At 37.8% G+C, this 17060-nt stretch carries 18 protein-coding genes; all 18 read left to right on the top strand.

Going from position 1 to position 17060, the window contains the following annotated elements:
• Positions 1-149: 149 nt before the first annotated feature.
• Positions 150-1124, top strand: coding sequence for a beta-ketoacyl-ACP synthase III (locus tag OEZ61_RS03840; RefSeq protein WP_034532414.1), 975 nt, complete (start codon positions 150-152; stop codon positions 1122-1124).
• Positions 1125-1162: 38 nt separating this feature from the next.
• Entirely contained in the window at positions 1163-1405 is a 243-nt protein-coding gene (locus OEZ61_RS03835) for an acyl carrier protein (RefSeq protein WP_053795816.1), read from the top strand.
• Between the two features lie 33 nt (positions 1406-1438).
• The gene (gene fabD, locus OEZ61_RS03830; protein ID WP_034534262.1) at positions 1439-2338 is read left to right on the top strand and encodes an ACP S-malonyltransferase; all 900 of its coding nucleotides are present in this window, start codon (positions 1439-1441) and stop codon (positions 2336-2338) included.
• A gap of 2 nt (positions 2339-2340) precedes the next feature.
• Entirely contained in the window at positions 2341-3081 is a 741-nt protein-coding gene (locus OEZ61_RS03825) for an SDR family oxidoreductase (protein WP_263506538.1), read from the top strand.
• Between the two features lie 46 nt (positions 3082-3127).
• Positions 3128-3565, top strand: a complete 438-nt coding sequence (locus OEZ61_RS03820) for a biotin/lipoyl-containing protein (protein ID WP_263506537.1) — start codon at positions 3128-3130, stop codon at positions 3563-3565.
• A 2-nt stretch (positions 3566-3567) separates the two neighbouring features.
• Complete coding sequence (locus OEZ61_RS03815) at positions 3568-3981, top strand: 3-hydroxyacyl-ACP dehydratase FabZ family protein (RefSeq protein WP_034534258.1); 414 nt, start codon at positions 3568-3570, stop codon at positions 3979-3981.
• Positions 3982-4001: 20 nt separating this feature from the next.
• The gene (locus OEZ61_RS03810; RefSeq protein ID WP_140999866.1) at positions 4002-5375 is read left to right on the top strand and encodes an acetyl-CoA carboxylase biotin carboxylase subunit; all 1374 of its coding nucleotides are present in this window, start codon (positions 4002-4004) and stop codon (positions 5373-5375) included.
• Positions 5365-6183: an acetyl-CoA carboxylase carboxyltransferase subunit beta gene (locus tag OEZ61_RS03805; RefSeq protein ID WP_041153067.1), complete on the top strand. Its 819-nt coding sequence runs from the start codon at positions 5365-5367 to the stop codon at positions 6181-6183. Before OEZ61_RS03810 ends, OEZ61_RS03805 begins: the two co-directional genes overlap by 11 nt.
• 15 nt (positions 6184-6198) lie before the next feature.
• Positions 6199-6966 carry a carboxyltransferase subunit alpha gene (accA, locus tag OEZ61_RS03800; RefSeq protein ID WP_034532422.1) on the top strand — a complete coding sequence of 256 codons (768 nt, stop codon included), beginning with the start codon at positions 6199-6201 and terminating at the stop codon, positions 6964-6966.
• A 42-nt stretch (positions 6967-7008) separates the two neighbouring features.
• Positions 7009-7770, top strand: coding sequence for an enoyl-ACP reductase FabI (fabI, locus tag OEZ61_RS03795; RefSeq protein ID WP_053792966.1), 762 nt, complete (start codon positions 7009-7011; stop codon positions 7768-7770).
• Complete coding sequence (locus OEZ61_RS03790) at positions 7763-8353, top strand: 4'-phosphopantetheinyl transferase superfamily protein (protein ID WP_290046975.1); 591 nt, start codon at positions 7763-7765, stop codon at positions 8351-8353. The genes fabI and OEZ61_RS03790 overlap by 8 nt, the downstream gene beginning before the upstream one ends.
• A 366-nt stretch (positions 8354-8719) precedes the next feature.
• Positions 8720-9163 carry a 3-hydroxyacyl-ACP dehydratase FabZ gene (gene fabZ / locus OEZ61_RS03785; RefSeq protein WP_034532426.1) on the top strand — a complete coding sequence of 148 codons (444 nt, stop codon included), beginning with the start codon at positions 8720-8722 and terminating at the stop codon, positions 9161-9163.
• 13 nt (positions 9164-9176) lie between these two features.
• A complete protein-coding gene (fabF, locus tag OEZ61_RS03780) occupies positions 9177-10415 on the top strand; it encodes a beta-ketoacyl-ACP synthase II (RefSeq protein ID WP_034532428.1) in 1239 nt (412 codons plus the stop codon).
• A 115-nt stretch (positions 10416-10530) separates the two neighbouring features.
• The gene (gene galE, locus OEZ61_RS03775) at positions 10531-11520 is read left to right on the top strand and encodes a UDP-glucose 4-epimerase GalE (protein WP_140999864.1); all 990 of its coding nucleotides are present in this window, start codon (positions 10531-10533) and stop codon (positions 11518-11520) included.
• A 101-nt stretch (positions 11521-11621) separates the two neighbouring features.
• Positions 11622-12530, top strand: a complete 909-nt coding sequence (locus OEZ61_RS03770) for an aldo/keto reductase (protein ID WP_290046974.1) — start codon at positions 11622-11624, stop codon at positions 12528-12530.
• 100 nt (positions 12531-12630) lie between these two features.
• Complete coding sequence (locus OEZ61_RS03765) at positions 12631-13542, top strand: DMT family transporter (RefSeq protein ID WP_225349266.1); 912 nt, start codon at positions 12631-12633, stop codon at positions 13540-13542.
• 103 nt (positions 13543-13645) lie between these two features.
• Positions 13646-14257 carry a TetR/AcrR family transcriptional regulator gene (locus OEZ61_RS03760; protein WP_034532431.1) on the top strand — a complete coding sequence of 204 codons (612 nt, stop codon included), beginning with the start codon at positions 13646-13648 and terminating at the stop codon, positions 14255-14257.
• A 14-nt stretch (positions 14258-14271) separates the two neighbouring features.
• Positions 14272-16962 (top strand): MMPL family transporter, encoded by a 2691-nt coding sequence (locus OEZ61_RS03755; protein WP_198177978.1) that lies wholly within the window; start codon positions 14272-14274, stop codon positions 16960-16962.
• Positions 16963-17060: the final 98 nt, after the last annotated feature.

Raw genomic sequence — 17060 nt, 5'->3', positions numbered from 1 at the left:
CCATTGATATATCAGAGTTTAGTGATTAACAAGACGTCGATATGAGTTATTATCAGTTGAAAAAAAGGGGAATTTAATTAAAAATAAATGAGTGGTATTTTATAGATACTATCGAGAAAGTAAACTAAATTCAGTTTAGAGGAGATATCATGAGCAGTTTTTCAATTTTAGCTACTGCTAAAGCTGTTCCTGAAAAGATTGTTACCAATGACGATTTAGCTAAAATCATGGATACTTCTGATGAATGGATCAGTAAAAGAACCGGGATTAAGCAACGCCGAATCGCCACTAAGGAAACTAACACTTCTTTAAGTGCTGAGGTTGCTTCGCAATTACTTAAGAACGGAAACGTTGATGCGAATGATATTGATTTTATCATTGTAGCTACGATGTCTGGAGACTACCATATGCCATCAACTGCTTCTGCAGTTCAAGGTATTGTTGGTGCTAAGAATGCTGTTGCATTTGATATCAGTGCTGCGTGCTCTGGATTTGTTTTCGCTACTCATATTATGCACTCGTTATTTGAACTAAAGCCTAACGCTTTAGGGATGGTAATTGGTTCAGAAAAAATGAGTAACTTGATTAACTGGGAAGACAGAACCACCGCCGTATTATTCGGGGATGGTGCTGGTGGAATGCTAGTTTCGAACCAAGGTGATGGAGAAGTATTATCCAGTAACTTGAAGAATTATGGAGATAGAAGAGAAGCTCTTCTTGCTGGTCATATATTGGGAAATGAAACATTTGGACCACGTGATGATGACGACACAGATCGTTATTTGCATATGGATGGTAGAGAAGTATTTAACTTCGCAACCAAGAATGTTCCATTATCAATTAAAGAAGCAGCAGAAAAAGCTGGGATTGAGTTAAGTGACATAAATCACTTTGTGTTACATCAAGCTAACGCTCGAATTATTAAATCAGTAGCCCGTAAATTAGGCGTTAGTAAGGACAAATTCCCTATCAATATTAATCTTTATGGGAACACCTCTGCAGCTAGTGAACCTATTTTGTTGTCAGAAATGATGGAAAATGGTTTAATAGCTAAGGGAGATATTATCGCCCTTTCTGGTTTCGGTGGTGGCCTAACCACAGGAACTATTATTTTAAGGTATTAATTTATTATTTTAATTTTATATATGGAGTGAATTATATTATGGCAGACAAGAACGCAATTTTTGACAAGGTAAAAGAAATCGTTGTAGATCAATCAGACGTTAAGGCTGAAGACATCAAGATGGAAACTAACTTCAAAGAAGAACTAGACCTAGACAGTTTAGACTTATTTGAAATCATCGATGCTCTAGAAGACGAATACGACATCGAAATTGACAGTGACAACGACATCGCAACTGTACAACAATTAGTTGACTACGTTGCTGGTAAAGTTGAAGAATAATAATTAGTTTTAATTAACTAGGAGTGTTTAAGTTTGAATATTTGTTATCTATTTAGTGGCCAAGGTAGTCAATTTAAGGAAATGGGACAGGATTTGTATAAGTCAAACCCTGTGTACAAACGTACAATTGACGAGGCCTCAGAAACATTGAATTTAAACTTAGCTGATCCGGAAATTTTTGATAATCCTAATAATACTCAAATCGCTATTTTGACGATGAGTGTAGCTATTCATCGTATTTTAGAAGACAAAATAGAGAAACCTGTTGCAATGATGGGATTGAGTTTAGGCGAGTATAGTGCTTTAGTTGCTGCTAAAGCACTATCTTTTAAATCAGGGCTAAAGCTAGTACACGATCGCTCACATTACATGGATGAAGCAGGTAAGCAAAATCCAGGTTCTATGGCTGCTGTATTGGGTCTTAGCCCTGATTTTGTGAAGAGCGTTTGTGATGAAATTGATGACGTATACCCAGCTAACTACAATAACAAGTCACAAGTTGTTATTGGTGGTACTAAAGAAGGGGTTCAAAACGCCATGGAAGTATTGAAGGAAAAGGGCGCAAAACGTGTAGTTCCACTACAAGTTGCCGTAGCTTCACATACTCCATTGATGCAACCTGCATCAGATCAATTAGCTAAACGTCTTGAAAGTGTTGAATTTGATGAACCTCAAGTAGATGTAATTAGTAATACTACTGTAAAACCATTTGCTAAGGACACCATCAAGGAAACATTAGTTAACCAACTAATCAATCCAACACACTTCATGCAAGATGTTGCTTCACTAGAAGACAAAAACATTGACGCTTTTATCGAAATCGGTCCAGGAAATACGCTAAGTAAGCTTGCTAAAAAGACATTAAAGGCTGATACATACAATGTAGAAAGTGTTGAAACTCTAGATGCCTTATTAGATAAGTTAGGAGAATAATTATGGAAAATAACGAAAAACAAGTAATTCTAATCACTGGTGCAACTAAGGGATTAGGTTTAGCTGACGCAGTTCGTCTAGCTAAGGATGAAAACAATATCGTAATCGCTAACTCACACCGTCAATTGAATGAAGAAGAATTGAAAGCTTTCCAAGATAACTTCGATTCAGAAATTGATGTATTGGTTGGAGACGTTGCTTCAGAAGATGACGCTAAAGCAATGATTGACAGTGTTATTGAAAAATACGGCAAACTAGACGTATTGGTTAACAATGCCGGTATCACCCAAGACACTCTATTAACTAGAATGAAGGGTGATTCATTCAAACAAGTATTAGACACTAACTTGTTTGGTGTATTTAACATGACTAAGTTTGCTATGAAGAAGATGCAAAGAGCTCGTAAGGGTTGCATTATCAACCTTTCAAGTATTGCAGGTCTACACGGTAACTTAGGTCAAGCTAACTATTCATCTACTAAGGCCGGTATCGTAGGTTTAACTAAGACTACAGCCCAAGAAGGTGCTCTACGTGGAATCCGTTGTAATGCGGTTGCTCCAGGTATGATTAAGACTGCTATGACAGCTAAACTAGGCGACAGTTACATCGCTGATTGGGAAGAAAAAATCCCAGCAAAACGTTTTGGTACTCCAGACGAAGTTGCTCAAGTTGTTGAATTCTTAATCAAGAACGAATACATGAATGGACAAGTAATCACCGTTGACGGTGGATTAACTATGTAATCAAAGTTAAGTAAGAACATTCTTAATTAACAGGAGATATAAAAACATGGAACAAAAAGACATTGAAAAGTTAATGGACAAGTTCGACAAGTCCAGCATGAAAGAATTTAAGATTACTGCCGATGATGGTACTGACTTATACTTCAGTAAGTTAGAACACGCTGCAGTACAAAACGTTGCTCAACCAGCTCAAGCTGCTGGCGCAACTGCAAGTGAACAACCAGCTGCTAAACCAGCAGCTTCAGGTGCAAAGATTAAGGCTCCACTTGTTGGAATCGTATACTTTGCCCCAAGTCCTGAAAAACCAGTCTACAAAAAAGTGGGCGATCACGTTAAGAAGGGCGACACTGTTTGTGTAATCGAAGCCATGAAGGTTATCAACGAAGTTAAGAGTCCCGTTTCTGGAACTATTACTAAGAAGGTTGCTGAAAATGGTGACATGGTTGAATACGATCAACCAATTTTTGAAATTGAGGAGGACTAATTTTGGACTATAACGTACAAGATTTCATTCCTCAAAGATTCCCATTCCAAATGTTAGACAAGATTATTGAAGTAAGACCTGGTGAAGGTGCAAAGGCTGAAAAGCTTTTAACTGTTAACGAATGGTTCTTCTCAAAACAACATCTTGAATTTGGAATGCCAAGACCCATCGCGATGGAAATGCTAGCTCAAACTGGAGTTTGCGCATTACTATCAATGCCTGAATACAAAGGACATAATGTTTTCTTTGGTGGTATCAAAGAAGCTACTTACAAAGACAGCTTTAGACCAGGAGACAAGTTGGAACTAGCTGTTGAAATGACAAAGCTAAAGAGAAACATTGGTGAAGGTCATGGAACAGTTACTAGAGATGGCGAAGTTATTTGTGAAGGTACTTTAATCTTTGCAATTGAATAAGTTCATAAAGGATGAGTGAAATGTTTAAAAAGGTATTAATTGCTAACCGTGGTGAAATCGCGGTGCAAATCATAAGAGCACTTCATGAGATGGACATTAAAGCTGTTGCCGTTTATTCAACTGCCGACAAGGATAGCATGTTCGTTAAATTAGCCGACGAATCAGTATGTATTGGTGGTCCACAACCAAACGAATCATACTTGAACATGGCTGCAGTGATTGACGCTGCAATTTTAACTGGATCAGAAGCTATTCACCCCGGTTACGGATTTTTATCTGAAAACGCTGAATTTGCTGAACTTTGCGAAAAATGTTCAATTAAGTTCATTGGACCAAGTTCAAAAGTAATTGATTTAATGGGAAATAAATCTCATGCCAAGGCAGCGATGAAGAACAGTGGAGTACCAACCATTCCTGGTTCAGATGGCTCCATTGACACTCTAGAAGATGCTTTAAAACTAGCGGATGAAATTGGTTATCCGGTTATGCTTAAAGCTGCTGCTGGTGGTGGTGGTAAAGGTATTCGTGAATGTGACGATGAAGAAGCATTAAAGGAAATCTTTAACACTACTAAGCGTGAAGCAAGAATTTCATACAATGACGATTCATTGTACATGGAAAAAGATTTAAGTGATGCTAAGCATATTGAAATGCAAGTTATCGCTGATCAAAAGGGAAATGTTGTTTACTTCCCTGAACGTGACTGTTCTCTACAAAGAGGTCATCAAAAGATTATTGAAGAAACCCCATGTATGGAAGTTTCTCAATCGCAACGTGATTATCTAGGTAAGCTAGTTGCCAAAGCAACTAAGGAAATTGGTTACGAAAACACTGGTACTTTCGAATTCCTATTGGACGAAAAGACCAACAATTTCTACTTCATGGAAATGAACACTAGATTACAAGTTGAACATACAGTTTCTGAAGAAGTTGCTGGAGTTCAATTAATCAAAGCTCAAATCCAAGTTGCCGCAGGTGAAGCATTACCATTCACACAAGATGACATCAAGGTAGATAGTTACGCAATCGAATGCCGTATTAACGCCGAAGACCCTGCACATGGTTTCTTACCAGCACCAGGTACTCTTCATAAGGTTAACTTCCCATTTGGAACTAAGGGTGTTCGTATTGACTCAGGTGTTGAACAAGGTGACACCATTTCTCCTTTCTATGATTCAATGATTGCCAAAATCATTGTACATATGCCTGACAAGCCTCAGGCTGTCGTAAAAATGAGAAGAGTAATTAATGAATTTAAGGTTGATGGAGTAAAGACTAACCGTCAATTCCTAAACGATTTGTTACAAGACAAACATTTCAATGATTCAGATTTCAATAATCTATACATTGAAAAATCATTCTTGAAAGAGTGGTTGAAAAACGTTGAAGAATAATAAATCAGAAGAAACCAAAGATTTACAAACTCTAATGGACAAAGTTCCAGATCATTTGTTTATCAAATGTCCAGTTTGTGAAGAAAACTTTTACAACAAGAAGTTAGGGGAATACAAACTATGTCCTAACTGTGGTTATGGTTTTAGACTGGGTGCACAAGAAAGAATCAACATGACTGTGGATGAATTCACACCAATCGATTCTGAAATTAGTGCACCAAAGCGTTTCTTAGGCGACGAAAAGTACGCTGGAAAGCTTGAAAAGTCAAAGAAGGCCACTGACCTAAACGAAAGTGTTCAAACCGGTTTTGCCAAGATTGGTGATACTGAATTTGCCCTAGGTGTAATGGATTCTCGTTTCATCATGGGTAGTTTAGGTACTGCCACTGGTGAAAAGCTTGCTAGATTATTCGAACAAGCAACCGAAAAGAACTTACCAGTAGTTGTCTTCTCATGTTCTGGTGGTGCCAGAATGCAAGAAGGAATCCACTCATTAATGCAAATGGCCAAGGTATCACAAGCGGTATCTGATCACGCCGAAAAAGGATTGCTATACATTTCTGTATTAACTGATCCTACTACCGGTGGTGTAACTGCTAGTTATGCCATGGAAGGAGATATCAACATCTCTGAACCACACACATTAATCGGTTTTGCTGGTCGTCGAGTTATCGAAAAGACAATTCAACAACGTCCACCAAAGGATTTCCAACGTGCAGAAACTCTACTTAAGAATGGTTTCTTAGATGCCATTGTTAAAAGAGATGAAATGAAATCAGTATTAGCCAAGTTATTGGCTTGGAATTAGGGGGATATTAGTATTATGGGAAAAGCATACGATCGTGTTTTAGCGGCTAGAAGTGCTGATAAGATTAGTATCCAAGACCTAGTTGCTGGAATTACTGATGACTTTATGGAACTACACGGTGACCGTGCTTACAGCGATGATCCTGCAGTATATGCTGGTATCGGAACTATTGCTGGTCAACCAGTTACCATTACAAGTATCCAAAAGGGTAACGACACTGACGAAAATATCGAAAGACATTTCGGTTCAGCTGAACCTTCTGGATACAGAAAAGCTTTACGTTTGATGAAACAAGCGGAAAAGTTTAACCGTCCAATCATTAACTTGATTAATACACCTGGTGCATATCCTGGTATGGACGCTGAATACAAGGGTCAAGGTTACATGATTGCTCAATCAATCATGCAAGGCCTTAAGTTAAAAGTGCCATACATCAGTGTTATCGTAGGTGAAGGGGGAAGCGGTGGAGCCTTAGCTCTAGCTGTCGGTGACACCGTTTGGGCCTTAGAAGATAGTATCTACTCAGTGCTATCACCTGAAGGCTACGCCACAATCTTGTGGAAAGATTCAAGTAAGGCAGCAGAAGCTGCTGAACAAATGCAACTTACACCAAAGGAACTATTAGACAATGAAATCATTGATAAGATTATTCCCGAAGTCAAAGATGCAAAATCAATGCAAAACTTCAAAGAAGCTTTAATTGAAAAAATTAATGAACTTAACAAATTACCTAAAGAAGAATTATTGGCCCAACGTCACGAACGTTACCGTAAATTCAACTAATGTAATTTAATTGATTTGTATATTTTAGGAGGCCAAATCATAATGTCAAACTTATTAGATGGAAAAACAATTGTTGTTATGGGTGTTGCTAACAAACGTAGTATTGCCTGGGGTTGTGCTAAGTCACTAATGGATAACGGTGCTCAAGTTATCATTACTTACCAAAATGAAAGATTAAAACGTCAATTAGACAAGCTTGTTCCTGAAGGAACTGAAATGATTGAATGTGACGTTGCTGAAGATGCAAACGTTGAAAAGACTTTCCAAGACATTCAAGCTAAATTTGGTAACATCGATGGTGTTATTCATGCCATTGCTTACGCTGATAAGGAAACTCTTGAAGGTGGCGTTATTGACGTTAAGAAAGATGGTTACAACTTAGCTCAAGACGTTTCAGCTTACTCACTAATCTCAGTATCACGTTACGCAAGTCGTGTTATGAACCCACAAGGTAGTATTGCTACTCTAACTTACATGGGTTCAACTCGTGCTATCCCTTCATACAACATGATGGGTGTTGCTAAGGCTGCTCTAGAAGCTAACGTTAGATACCTAGCTTCAGACTTAGGTCCTAAGAAGATCCGTGTTAACGCTATCTCAGCTGGTGCCATCAAGACTCTAGCTGTTACTGGTATCAAGAACCACGGTGACCTATTGAAGGAATCAGAAGCAAGAACTGTTGACGGTGAAGCTGTTGACATCCACCAAGTTGGTGACGTTGCTACATTCCTAATGAGTAACCTATCATCAGGTGTTACTGGTGACTTGATTTACGCTGATAAGGGTGTTCATTTACTTGCTTAATAATACAGAAATTTTTATCGATTCTATTCAAAATCCAAAGTACCAAGAAATCTTCAAGAAGGCTGATGTTGATTTTACTAAGTATAATAAACGTCAAGCAATTGTAGGTAACTTGATGCTGGCAGATTACATGGGAATTAGTATTGATGAATTATTGCATGGGGACCTTTTCTACTACGGTGATCATGGCAAACCATTTCTAAAATCAAAGCAATTTCAATATAATATTTCAAACTCATATGATTTAGTAATCTTAGCGGTTTCTGATCAAGAGGTTGGAGTAGACATTGAGAAGTTGCGTCCATTTACTTACAAACGAATTACTCGTGCGTTTACTGATAACGAACTAAATTACTTAAGTAATCTAAACGAATCAGTAGAAGGGGATGAAACCCTTAAGTTATGGACAATCAAGGAAGCAGCATTAAAATTAGTCGGTACTGGTTTATCTGGTAAGGTTAAGAGTGTCGACATTGATGTTGATACCAAGAAATCTGCTAAACGATTAGATCGTAAAATTAAATTAACCGATATTGAGGTAGCTGATGGTTACGTTGGAACCCTTGCTACATATGACGATTAATATCTGCCGTTAAATGATTTTCCGGGGTAATGGGATGTTCAAACATTAAACGAATCAAATCATGATAATTAGATGATTTCTAATGAAAAAACGGCAAAATAGATATACATTCAACCATGTGTCACATAAGGAAATATACGTAAAACACCGCTATGACAACGTTTTATTTGTTTTAATTAATAAAAAGAGTCTTGTACGTTGTAACTTAGTATGGTAATTGTTAAACTTATTTATGTTGATTAGTTCATCTAGATATCAAAACTAGATGAAGAGGTAATCAATAATCCTATTGGATTAGGATCATAAATTAGATTAATAAAAGACGTTTAATTGTTAAAATTTTGAATTATAAGAGGAGTGCTTATTGTGAGTGTTTTAAATACAACAGAAATTATGGATTTAATTCCAAACAGATACCCAATTCTATACATCGATAAGGTTGATGAATTAATCCCTGGTGAAAAGGTAGTTGCTACCAAGAACGTTACTATCAACGAAAACTATTTCCAAGGTCACTTCCCTGGAAACCCAGTTATGCCTGGTGTTTTAATCATCGAAACTATGGCTCAAACTGCTTCAATTCTTATTTTGAAGAGTGAACAATACAAGGATAAGACTGCTTACCTTGGTGAAATTAAGGGTGCTAAGTTCAGAAAGATGGTTAAACCTGGTGACGTTGTACGTTTCGAAGTTACTATGGGTAAACAAAAGAAGAACATGGGACAAGTTGACTGTACTGCTTACGTTGGCGACAAGAAGGCTTGTTCAGCTCAACTAACCTTTATCGTTCCAGACGTAAAACGTAAATAAGGAGGATAACTCTATGGAAAAGCGTGTTGTAATTACAGGTATTGGTGCCGTTAGTCCTTTGGGTAACGACGCTAACACATTTTTAGACAATATTTTTGCTTCAAAGACAGGTATTGCTCCAATTTCAAAGTTTGATGCTTCAGAAACTGGTGTTACTCTAGCTGCCGAAGTTAAAGATTTTGATCCACTAGAACGTATCGACAAGAAGATCTCAAAACGTATGGATGACTTCTCACGTTACGCTCTATACTCAGCATACGAAGCTATGGAACAAGCTGGCCTAAAAGAAGGCGAATTTGATCCAGATGAATTAGGTGTTATCTATGGTTCAGGTATTGGTGGTTTAACAACTATCCAAGAACAAGCTATTAAGATGTCAAAGAAGGGTCCAGGTCGTGTATCTCCATTCTTCGTTCCTAACTCAATCATTAACATGGCTGCTGGTAACATTTCAATTAACTTAAATGCTAGAAACACTTCTCAAGCTATCGTTACTGCTTGTTCATCAGGTACTAACGCAATTGGTGATGCATTTGACTACATTCGTTTTGGTAAAGCCAAGATGATGATTACTGGTGGTTCAGAAGCATCAGTTAACGAATTAGGTATTGCTGGTTTCGCAGCTTTATCAGCTCTTTCAACTTCAGAAAAAGTAGAAGATGGCTCAATTCCATTCGATAAAGACAGAAATGGATTCGTTATGGGTGAAGGTGCCGGTACTTTAGTTCTTGAAGAACTAGAACATGCCAAAGCTCGTGGTGCTAATATCTTAGCCGAAGTTGTTGGTTACGGTACTAACTCAGATGCATACCACTTAACTGCTCCAAGACCTGACGGTTCAGGTGCTGTTGATGCTATGAAGTTAGCTCTTAAGGATGCTAACGTTGATCCTAAGGACGTTGACTACGTTAACGCTCACGGAACAAGTACTCATGCTAACGATTCAGCTGAATCACAAGCTATCAAGAAAGTATTTGCTGACAACGACCACATCAAGGTAAGTAGTACAAAGGGTATGACTGGTCATGCTCTAGGTGCTGCTGGTTCATTAGAAGCCGTTATTATGGTTGGTGCATTACAACGTCAACAAATGCCAGTTAACTACGGTGTTAAGAACATCGATCCAGAAGTTGAAGTAGAACTAGTAAACGAAGACAACAAGAAGTCACCAGTTAACTACGAAATTTCAAACTCGTTTGGTTTTGGTGGTCACAACGCAGTTCTTGTATTCAAGAAGTACGAAAACGACTAATAAAACAACTAAAAGACGCGGTATAATACCGCGTCTTTTTTTCTGGAATTTATTGAATTTTTAAGGTTTCTGATTGATAATGAAGATATAAGCAATTTAAAAGGAGTATTCTTATATGGCAATTTTAGTACCAGGTGGAGCCGGCTACATCGGTTCTCACACCGTAGATCGTTTAATTGAAAAAGGCTATGATGTTGTCGTTGCAGATAACTTAGCAACTGGACACTTAGCTAGTGTCAACAAAAACGCAAAGTTCTACGAAGGAGACATCAGAAATGCTGACTTCCTAGACAAAATCTTTGATAACGAAAAGATTGATGGAATTATCCACTTTGCTGCTAATTCTATCGTTCCAGAATCAATGGAAAAACCATTGAAGTACTTTGATAACAACACTGGTGGAATGATTACTCTACTAGAAGCAATGCAAAGACACAACGTTAACAACATTATCTTCTCTTCTACCGCCGCTACTTACGGAGAACCTGAAAGCATTCCAGTTAAGGAAACTGACTCTCAAGTCCCTACCAATCCTTATGGTGAAAGTAAGTTAATGATGGAAAAGATGATGAAGTGGGCTGACGTTGCCTATGGCATCAAGTACACCGCATTACGTTACTTTAATGTTGGTGGAGCTAAGATGGACGGATCAATTGGTGAAGACCACGGTCCAGAAACTCACTTAATTCCAATCATCCTACAAGTTGCTCAAGGAACTCGTGATAAGCTACAAATCTTTGGTACTGACTATCCAACCAAAGATGGTACTAACGTCCGTGACTACGTCCACGTTGTCGATTTAGCAGATGCTCATATTCTAGCCCTAGACAGATTGATGAAGGGTGGAGAATCAGAAGCATTTAACCTAGGTTCATCAACTGGTTTCTCAAACAGAGAAATGCTAGAAACCGCTCGTAAGGTGACAGGCAAGGAAATTCCTGCCGAAGATGCACCAAGAAGAGCTGGTGACCCAAGTACACTAGTTGCTGACTCAACTAAGGCCCGTGAAGTACTAGGTTGGAAGCCTCAACATGACAATGTTGAAGATATTATCGCTAGTGCATGGACTTGGACTCAAAAGCACCCACACGGTTACGAAGATTAATATTTAATTATATTTGATTATAATCACATCTTTTTCTTGAAAATAAATCATATGAGTTTTACCATGAGATTGAACTTAAGAAATAGGAGGCTGAATTTTCTATGAACAGATTAGAAGGACTTGAAGAAACAACCACTCTAAACAATGGCGTTGAAATGCCACGTCTTGGATTAGGTGTTTGGAAGACAGATAATACAAGTGCTAAAGAATCAGTTAAAGAATCAATCATCAAGGGTTACCATTTAATTGATACTGCAAAGCAATATGGTAACGAAACTGGTGTTGGTGAAGGAATTAAAGAAGGTTTGGCTGCAACCGGACAAAACCGTAAAGATTTATTTATCACAACTAAGTTATTCAACGGTGATCAAGGTTATGAAAGTACAATCAATGTCTTAAATGGTACACTAAAACGTCTAGACTTAACTTACATTGACCTATACTTAATGCACTGGCCAGTTGATGGCAAGTACATTGATACTTGGAAGGCAATGGAAGAACTTTACCGCCAAGGTAAGATTAGAGCTATCGGTATTTCAAACTTCGATAACGAAAGATTACAAAACCTATTAGACCACAGTGATATCGTTCCTGCCGTTAACCAAATGGAATTCAATCCAGTTAACCAAGAAAAGGATATCCTAGAATTCAATAATCATGCTGGTATTCAACTAGAAGCATGGTCACCACTTGGTGGTGGGGAAGCCTTATCTAACGAAGACATCAAGAAGATTGCTGACAAGTACAACAAGTCAGTTGCTCAAGTAATTCTTCGTTGGGACTGGCAAAAAGGTGTAGTAACTATTCCTAAGTCATCACATGAAGAAAGAATTATTCAAAACTCAGATATCTTTGACTTCAAGTTATCAGAAGATGACATGAAGACTATTGAAGGTATCGACAAGCAAAAGCGTAGTTTATGGTACCCAGACTTTGAATGGCACACTACCGGTCAAATGACAGATACTGTTGATAAGTGGGATGATTCTCCTGCTAACTACAAAGACTAGTTAGATATTAACTATTTAGAAAAAAGCGTTGTCTTTAATGACAACGCTTTTTCTTTTGTCCTATAATAGTATTAAACAACAAGAGAAATGGAGAATTGGATTGGAAAATAAGACACAAGCGCAAAAGAGATTAATCGGTGGAATTCTAGCCGTGACTGGGGCAATTCTTTGGGGGATTCAAGGTCCAGTATCACAATTTTTATTCCAAGATAATAACCTATCACCAGAATGGTTAATGGGAATTAAGATGGGGATTTCAGGGATTGTGATTCTACTATTTACTAACTTCGTTAAAAAAGAACCAGTAATGGATCTTTGGAAACAGCCAAAGAATCTGGGTGTGTTTGCTGCCTATGCCGTATTTGGTTTAGCTGCTGTGCAATATTTGTACCTAGTGACAGTTAACTTAAGTAACGCCGGAACGGCGACAGTTCTACAAAGTTTGGGAACGGTATTGATTGTTATCTTTACCGCCATTTTTTACCATCAATTGCCAAATAAGTACGAAGCATTCGCCGTATTAGTTGCCTTAATCGGAACATGGTTATTGGTAACAAAGGGACACTTGACTCAATTAGCCATCTCAACACCTGCATTAACTGCGGGACTACTATTAGCCTTGGCAGGGGCCATTCAAACCATGCTACCGGTAAACCTATTGAAACGTTTTTCAACATTAGTCGTAGTCGGGTGGGCAATGCTAGTCGGTGGAATCATCTTTACCATCGTTCATCCTTTCTGGGTGGACGTTCCTAAGTTAACCTTAGGAACCGTATTAGGTGTCGGTTTTATTGTATTCTTTGGAACAATGATGTCATTTATTTGTTTCATCAATAGTTTGAAATTCATTTCACCTACGGTTGCAGGGATGTTAGATACGTTTGAACCACTATCAGCTACCATCGGGGCCGTCATTTTCCTTAATACATCATTTAATGGTGCAGAAGTTATTGGTGGAATTTTGGTGTTAAGCACGGTATTTATCCTGGCTTTAGGAAATAAAAACGAATAAAAATAAAAAAGATAATGAACAACGTGTTGACTTTCTCAGCACGTTGTTTTTATAATGTAATTGAATTATTAGATAAAGTGATTTTTTGAGGGGAGACGTAGGTATGGTTAAACAAGATCGTAGAACAATCCAAACCAAGTCCCAAATTACTGAAGCCTTAATTGAATTGATTCATACTAAGGGTTTCAATAATTTAAATGTTACTGACTTAACCAGAACAGCCGGAATTGGTCGTGGTACGTTTTACATTCATTATTTAGATAAGTTTGATTTATTGTCAAAGACAGAAACACGTTTATTAGGTGAAATTCAGGATATTTTAAATGCTATTGTTCCAGAAGAATTAAAGGCGTTTTCTGAAAATAGTGAAAATACTCCATCTGAATTAGTAATTAAGACACTTGATTACTTTTACCAAAATTCTAAATTATTGTCTGCATTGCTATGCCCAGACGGTGATCCATATTTAATCGGCAAGATTAAGAAGATGTTTAAAGAAGTGATTGTTGAATCATTTCATGCTGCACCTTCTGAAATCGAATTCCACCCAGGAATTCCCAAAGATTATGTGATGGAAATCATTTTGGATAGGTTGATGAGTATTGTTGTTTATTGGATGAGCAAAGAACATCCAGAGTCTCCTAGTGAAATCGCTGAAATCATTAAAACGACGCAAAGAACAGCGCCTCAAGATTTAATTAATATCAAAAAATAAGGGGGAGAATTCAAATGCCAAAGTTTATTAAGAAGTATACTGGTAGCTTGATTGCATGGCTGGTTGTAGTAATCCTAAGTGTAGTCTTCTTACCAAACATGTCTAACTTAGTAGCACAAAAGGGCCAAACTAAGATTCCAGCTACTTCACAAAGCCAAGTCGCTGAAACCATTCAAAAGCATTGGGGTCATGGTATCAGTAATACCATGGATACAGTTGTTGTTTTCAACAACGGTAATAGTAAAATCACTTCAAGTGACCAAAAGGAAATCGATGCTACAATTCAAAAATTAAAGGACAACAAGTCCGAATACGGTATCAAGGGTGTAACTGCACCATTTGATAACGACGCCACTAAGAAGCAATTAATTTCAAAGGATAAAACCACTGAAATTGTGCAATTAAACGTAACTAAGAAGCGTTCAATCCAAAGTGTTAACAACCAACTTAAGGATGCTGTTAAGACCTCTGGAATTAAGACTTACGTTACAGGTGGGGATATCCTAAACGATGACTTTAGAGTTTCTACACAAGAAGGAATTCAAAAGACTGAAGTTATCGCCGCTGTATTTATCTTAATCGTATTGATTATTGTATTTAGATCACCAATCGTGCCATTGGTATCACTATTGACTGTGGGTGTCTCATTCATCGTTTCATTGAGCATCGTGATGAACCTTGTTCAATACTTCGGTTTCCCACTTTCAAACTTCACTCGTGTATTCATGGTAGTAGTACTATTCGGTATCGGTACTGACTACAACATCTTGTTATACAACCAATTTAAGGAAGAATTGAGTAGGGGTAAGGATCAAATCCAAGCAACTATCGACGCAAGAAAAGTTGCCGGAAAGACCATCCTATACTCAGGTACATCAGTATTGATTGGTTTTGCAACATTAGCACTAGCTAAGTTCTCAATTTATCAATCAGCCGTTGGTGTGGCTGTCGGTGTGGCCGTATTATTACTTGTATTGGTAACATTGAACCCATTCTTCATGTCAGTTCTAGGTAAGAACATCTTCTGGCCATCAAAGAACTTCGAGGGTGAAGGTGAAAACAAGCTATGGAGCTTCTTATCAAACAAGTCAACCAAGTGGGCAATTCCTGCTATCGTCTTGGTACTAGTTGTAACTGTTCCATTCATGGCTGCGTACAAGAACAACCTAAACTACGACAATAGTGTTGAACTACAAAACAACGTTCCCGCTAAACAAGGACTATTGACTGTTCAAAAGCACTTCTCAAAGGGGACTGCTGAACCTTCAACTATCTACATTAAGTCCGACCACAAGCTAAATAACGAAAAAGACTTGAATGAAATTGATCGACTAACCAAACAATTGGGTAAACAATCAGGCGTAAAGACAGTGGCATCAGTCACTCAACCAAGTGGTATGCCAATTAACCAACTTTACGTAAATGACCAACTAGAAACATTAAATTCCAAGATGAAGACAGCTAAGAAGGGTATTAGTACCATCAAACAAGGTACTAAGAACTCATCATTCAACGCTACTCCATTGGAAGACATCGGTTCTTCAGCCATGACAATTGGCCAATACCTAAAGAATATTCAAGCAATGAGTAGTCAAACTGGTAGTACCAATGGTCAAGCTGTATTGACTCAATTACAACAAAAGATGGCTTCAGTGGGTCAACCATTAAGCCAAGCACAACTACAAATTGTAGGTGCATTGTTACAACAAAGCGCAACTAAGCAACAAACACTAATGAGTGGTTTACAATCACAATTACAAGGCATTGCTTCAAATACCCAAGGTATCGGTGACAATGCCAAGGCATTAGCCGCTCAATTGAAAGAAACCCAAGCTAAGCTAAAGAAGGCTGGCGTTGGTTTAGATAAAATCGAAAAGGGAATGGGTAGTGCTAATTCTTACCTAAGTTCTCTATCAAACTCACAAGCTTCTGATTCATTCAACATTCCAGAAAGCGTCCTAAAGAGTGACACATTCAAGCGTTCAGTTAACACTTATCTATCAGCAGATAAGAAGACCGCTAAGATCACTGTTGTTCTAGACAAGGACCCTAACTCTGAAAGTGCAATGAACCAAGTTGATAACCTACAAACTAAGGTATACAACAATATCTCAGGTACCTCATTAGATCACAGTGTGGTTGCAATTGGTGGTCAAACCGCAACTACTTCTGATACTCACCACATCGCAAGTTCTGACTTCTTGAGAACTGCAGTTATCATGGTTATCGGAATTATGATTGCATTAATGGTTATTACCAGATCAATTCTTCAACCATTCTACATCTTAGGTACTCTAATCATTGCTTACATTTCATCACTAAGCATCACTAAGCTAATTAGTTCTGCTGTATTAGGTGAAAAGTTCCTAACTTGGAACACACCATTCTTCACTTTCGTAATGCTAATCGCATTAGGTGTTGATTACAGTATCTTCTTGATGATGAAATACCGTGAATTCGGTAGCGTTGACGCTACACCTGAAAGACAAATTCAACATGCCTGTGCCGTTATCGGTACGGTAGTTATCTCAGCAGCTATCATTTTAGGTGGTACTTTTGCGGCTCTAATGCCATCAGGAGTATTAACTCTAATTCAAGTTGCTATTGGGGTAATTGTTGGATTAATCATCCTAGTATTTATCATTCCAATGCTAATTTCAGCATTAATTAAATTGACTTATGGCCAATCTAACGATAAAGAATAGATGAAGATAATACGAATGAGAGACGATGGATTTACCATCGTCTTTTTTAGTATAAATTATTTCATTTAGAAAGATAAAAGAGTTATAATGTAAGCGCA

It is taken from the genome of Apilactobacillus sp. EABW-1NA, assembly GCF_030398685.1.
Taxonomy (GTDB): domain Bacteria; phylum Bacillota; class Bacilli; order Lactobacillales; family Lactobacillaceae; genus Apilactobacillus; species Apilactobacillus waqarii.
The sequence above is the reverse complement of the archived record's forward strand: the minus strand, read 5'-3'. Positions and strand labels throughout refer to the sequence as shown.

Excerpts from the sequence above, each read along its gene's own strand:
- fabF (WP_034532428.1), top strand. The coding sequence starts at position 9,177 with ATGGAAAAGCGTGTTGTAATTACAGGTATTGGTGCCGTTAGTCCTTTG.
- OEZ61_RS03825 (WP_263506538.1), top strand. The coding sequence starts at position 2,341 with ATGGAAAATAACGAAAAACAAGTAATTCTAATCACTGGTGCAACTAAG.
- galE (WP_140999864.1), top strand. The coding sequence starts at position 10,531 with ATGGCAATTTTAGTACCAGGTGGAGCCGGCTACATCGGTTCTCACACC.
- OEZ61_RS03820 (WP_263506537.1), top strand. The coding sequence starts at position 3,128 with ATGGAACAAAAAGACATTGAAAAGTTAATGGACAAGTTCGACAAGTCC.
- accA (WP_034532422.1), top strand. The coding sequence starts at position 6,199 with ATGGGAAAAGCATACGATCGTGTTTTAGCGGCTAGAAGTGCTGATAAG.
- fabI (WP_053792966.1), top strand. The coding sequence starts at position 7,009 with ATGTCAAACTTATTAGATGGAAAAACAATTGTTGTTATGGGTGTTGCT.
- OEZ61_RS03755 (WP_198177978.1), top strand. The coding sequence starts at position 14,272 with ATGCCAAAGTTTATTAAGAAGTATACTGGTAGCTTGATTGCATGGCTG.
- OEZ61_RS03810 (WP_140999866.1), top strand. The coding sequence starts at position 4,002 with ATGTTTAAAAAGGTATTAATTGCTAACCGTGGTGAAATCGCGGTGCAA.
- OEZ61_RS03840 (WP_034532414.1), top strand. The coding sequence starts at position 150 with ATGAGCAGTTTTTCAATTTTAGCTACTGCTAAAGCTGTTCCTGAAAAG.
- OEZ61_RS03835 (WP_053795816.1), top strand. The coding sequence starts at position 1,163 with ATGGCAGACAAGAACGCAATTTTTGACAAGGTAAAAGAAATCGTTGTA.
- OEZ61_RS03760 (WP_034532431.1), top strand. The coding sequence starts at position 13,646 with ATGGTTAAACAAGATCGTAGAACAATCCAAACCAAGTCCCAAATTACT.
- OEZ61_RS03770 (WP_290046974.1), top strand. The coding sequence starts at position 11,622 with ATGAACAGATTAGAAGGACTTGAAGAAACAACCACTCTAAACAATGGC.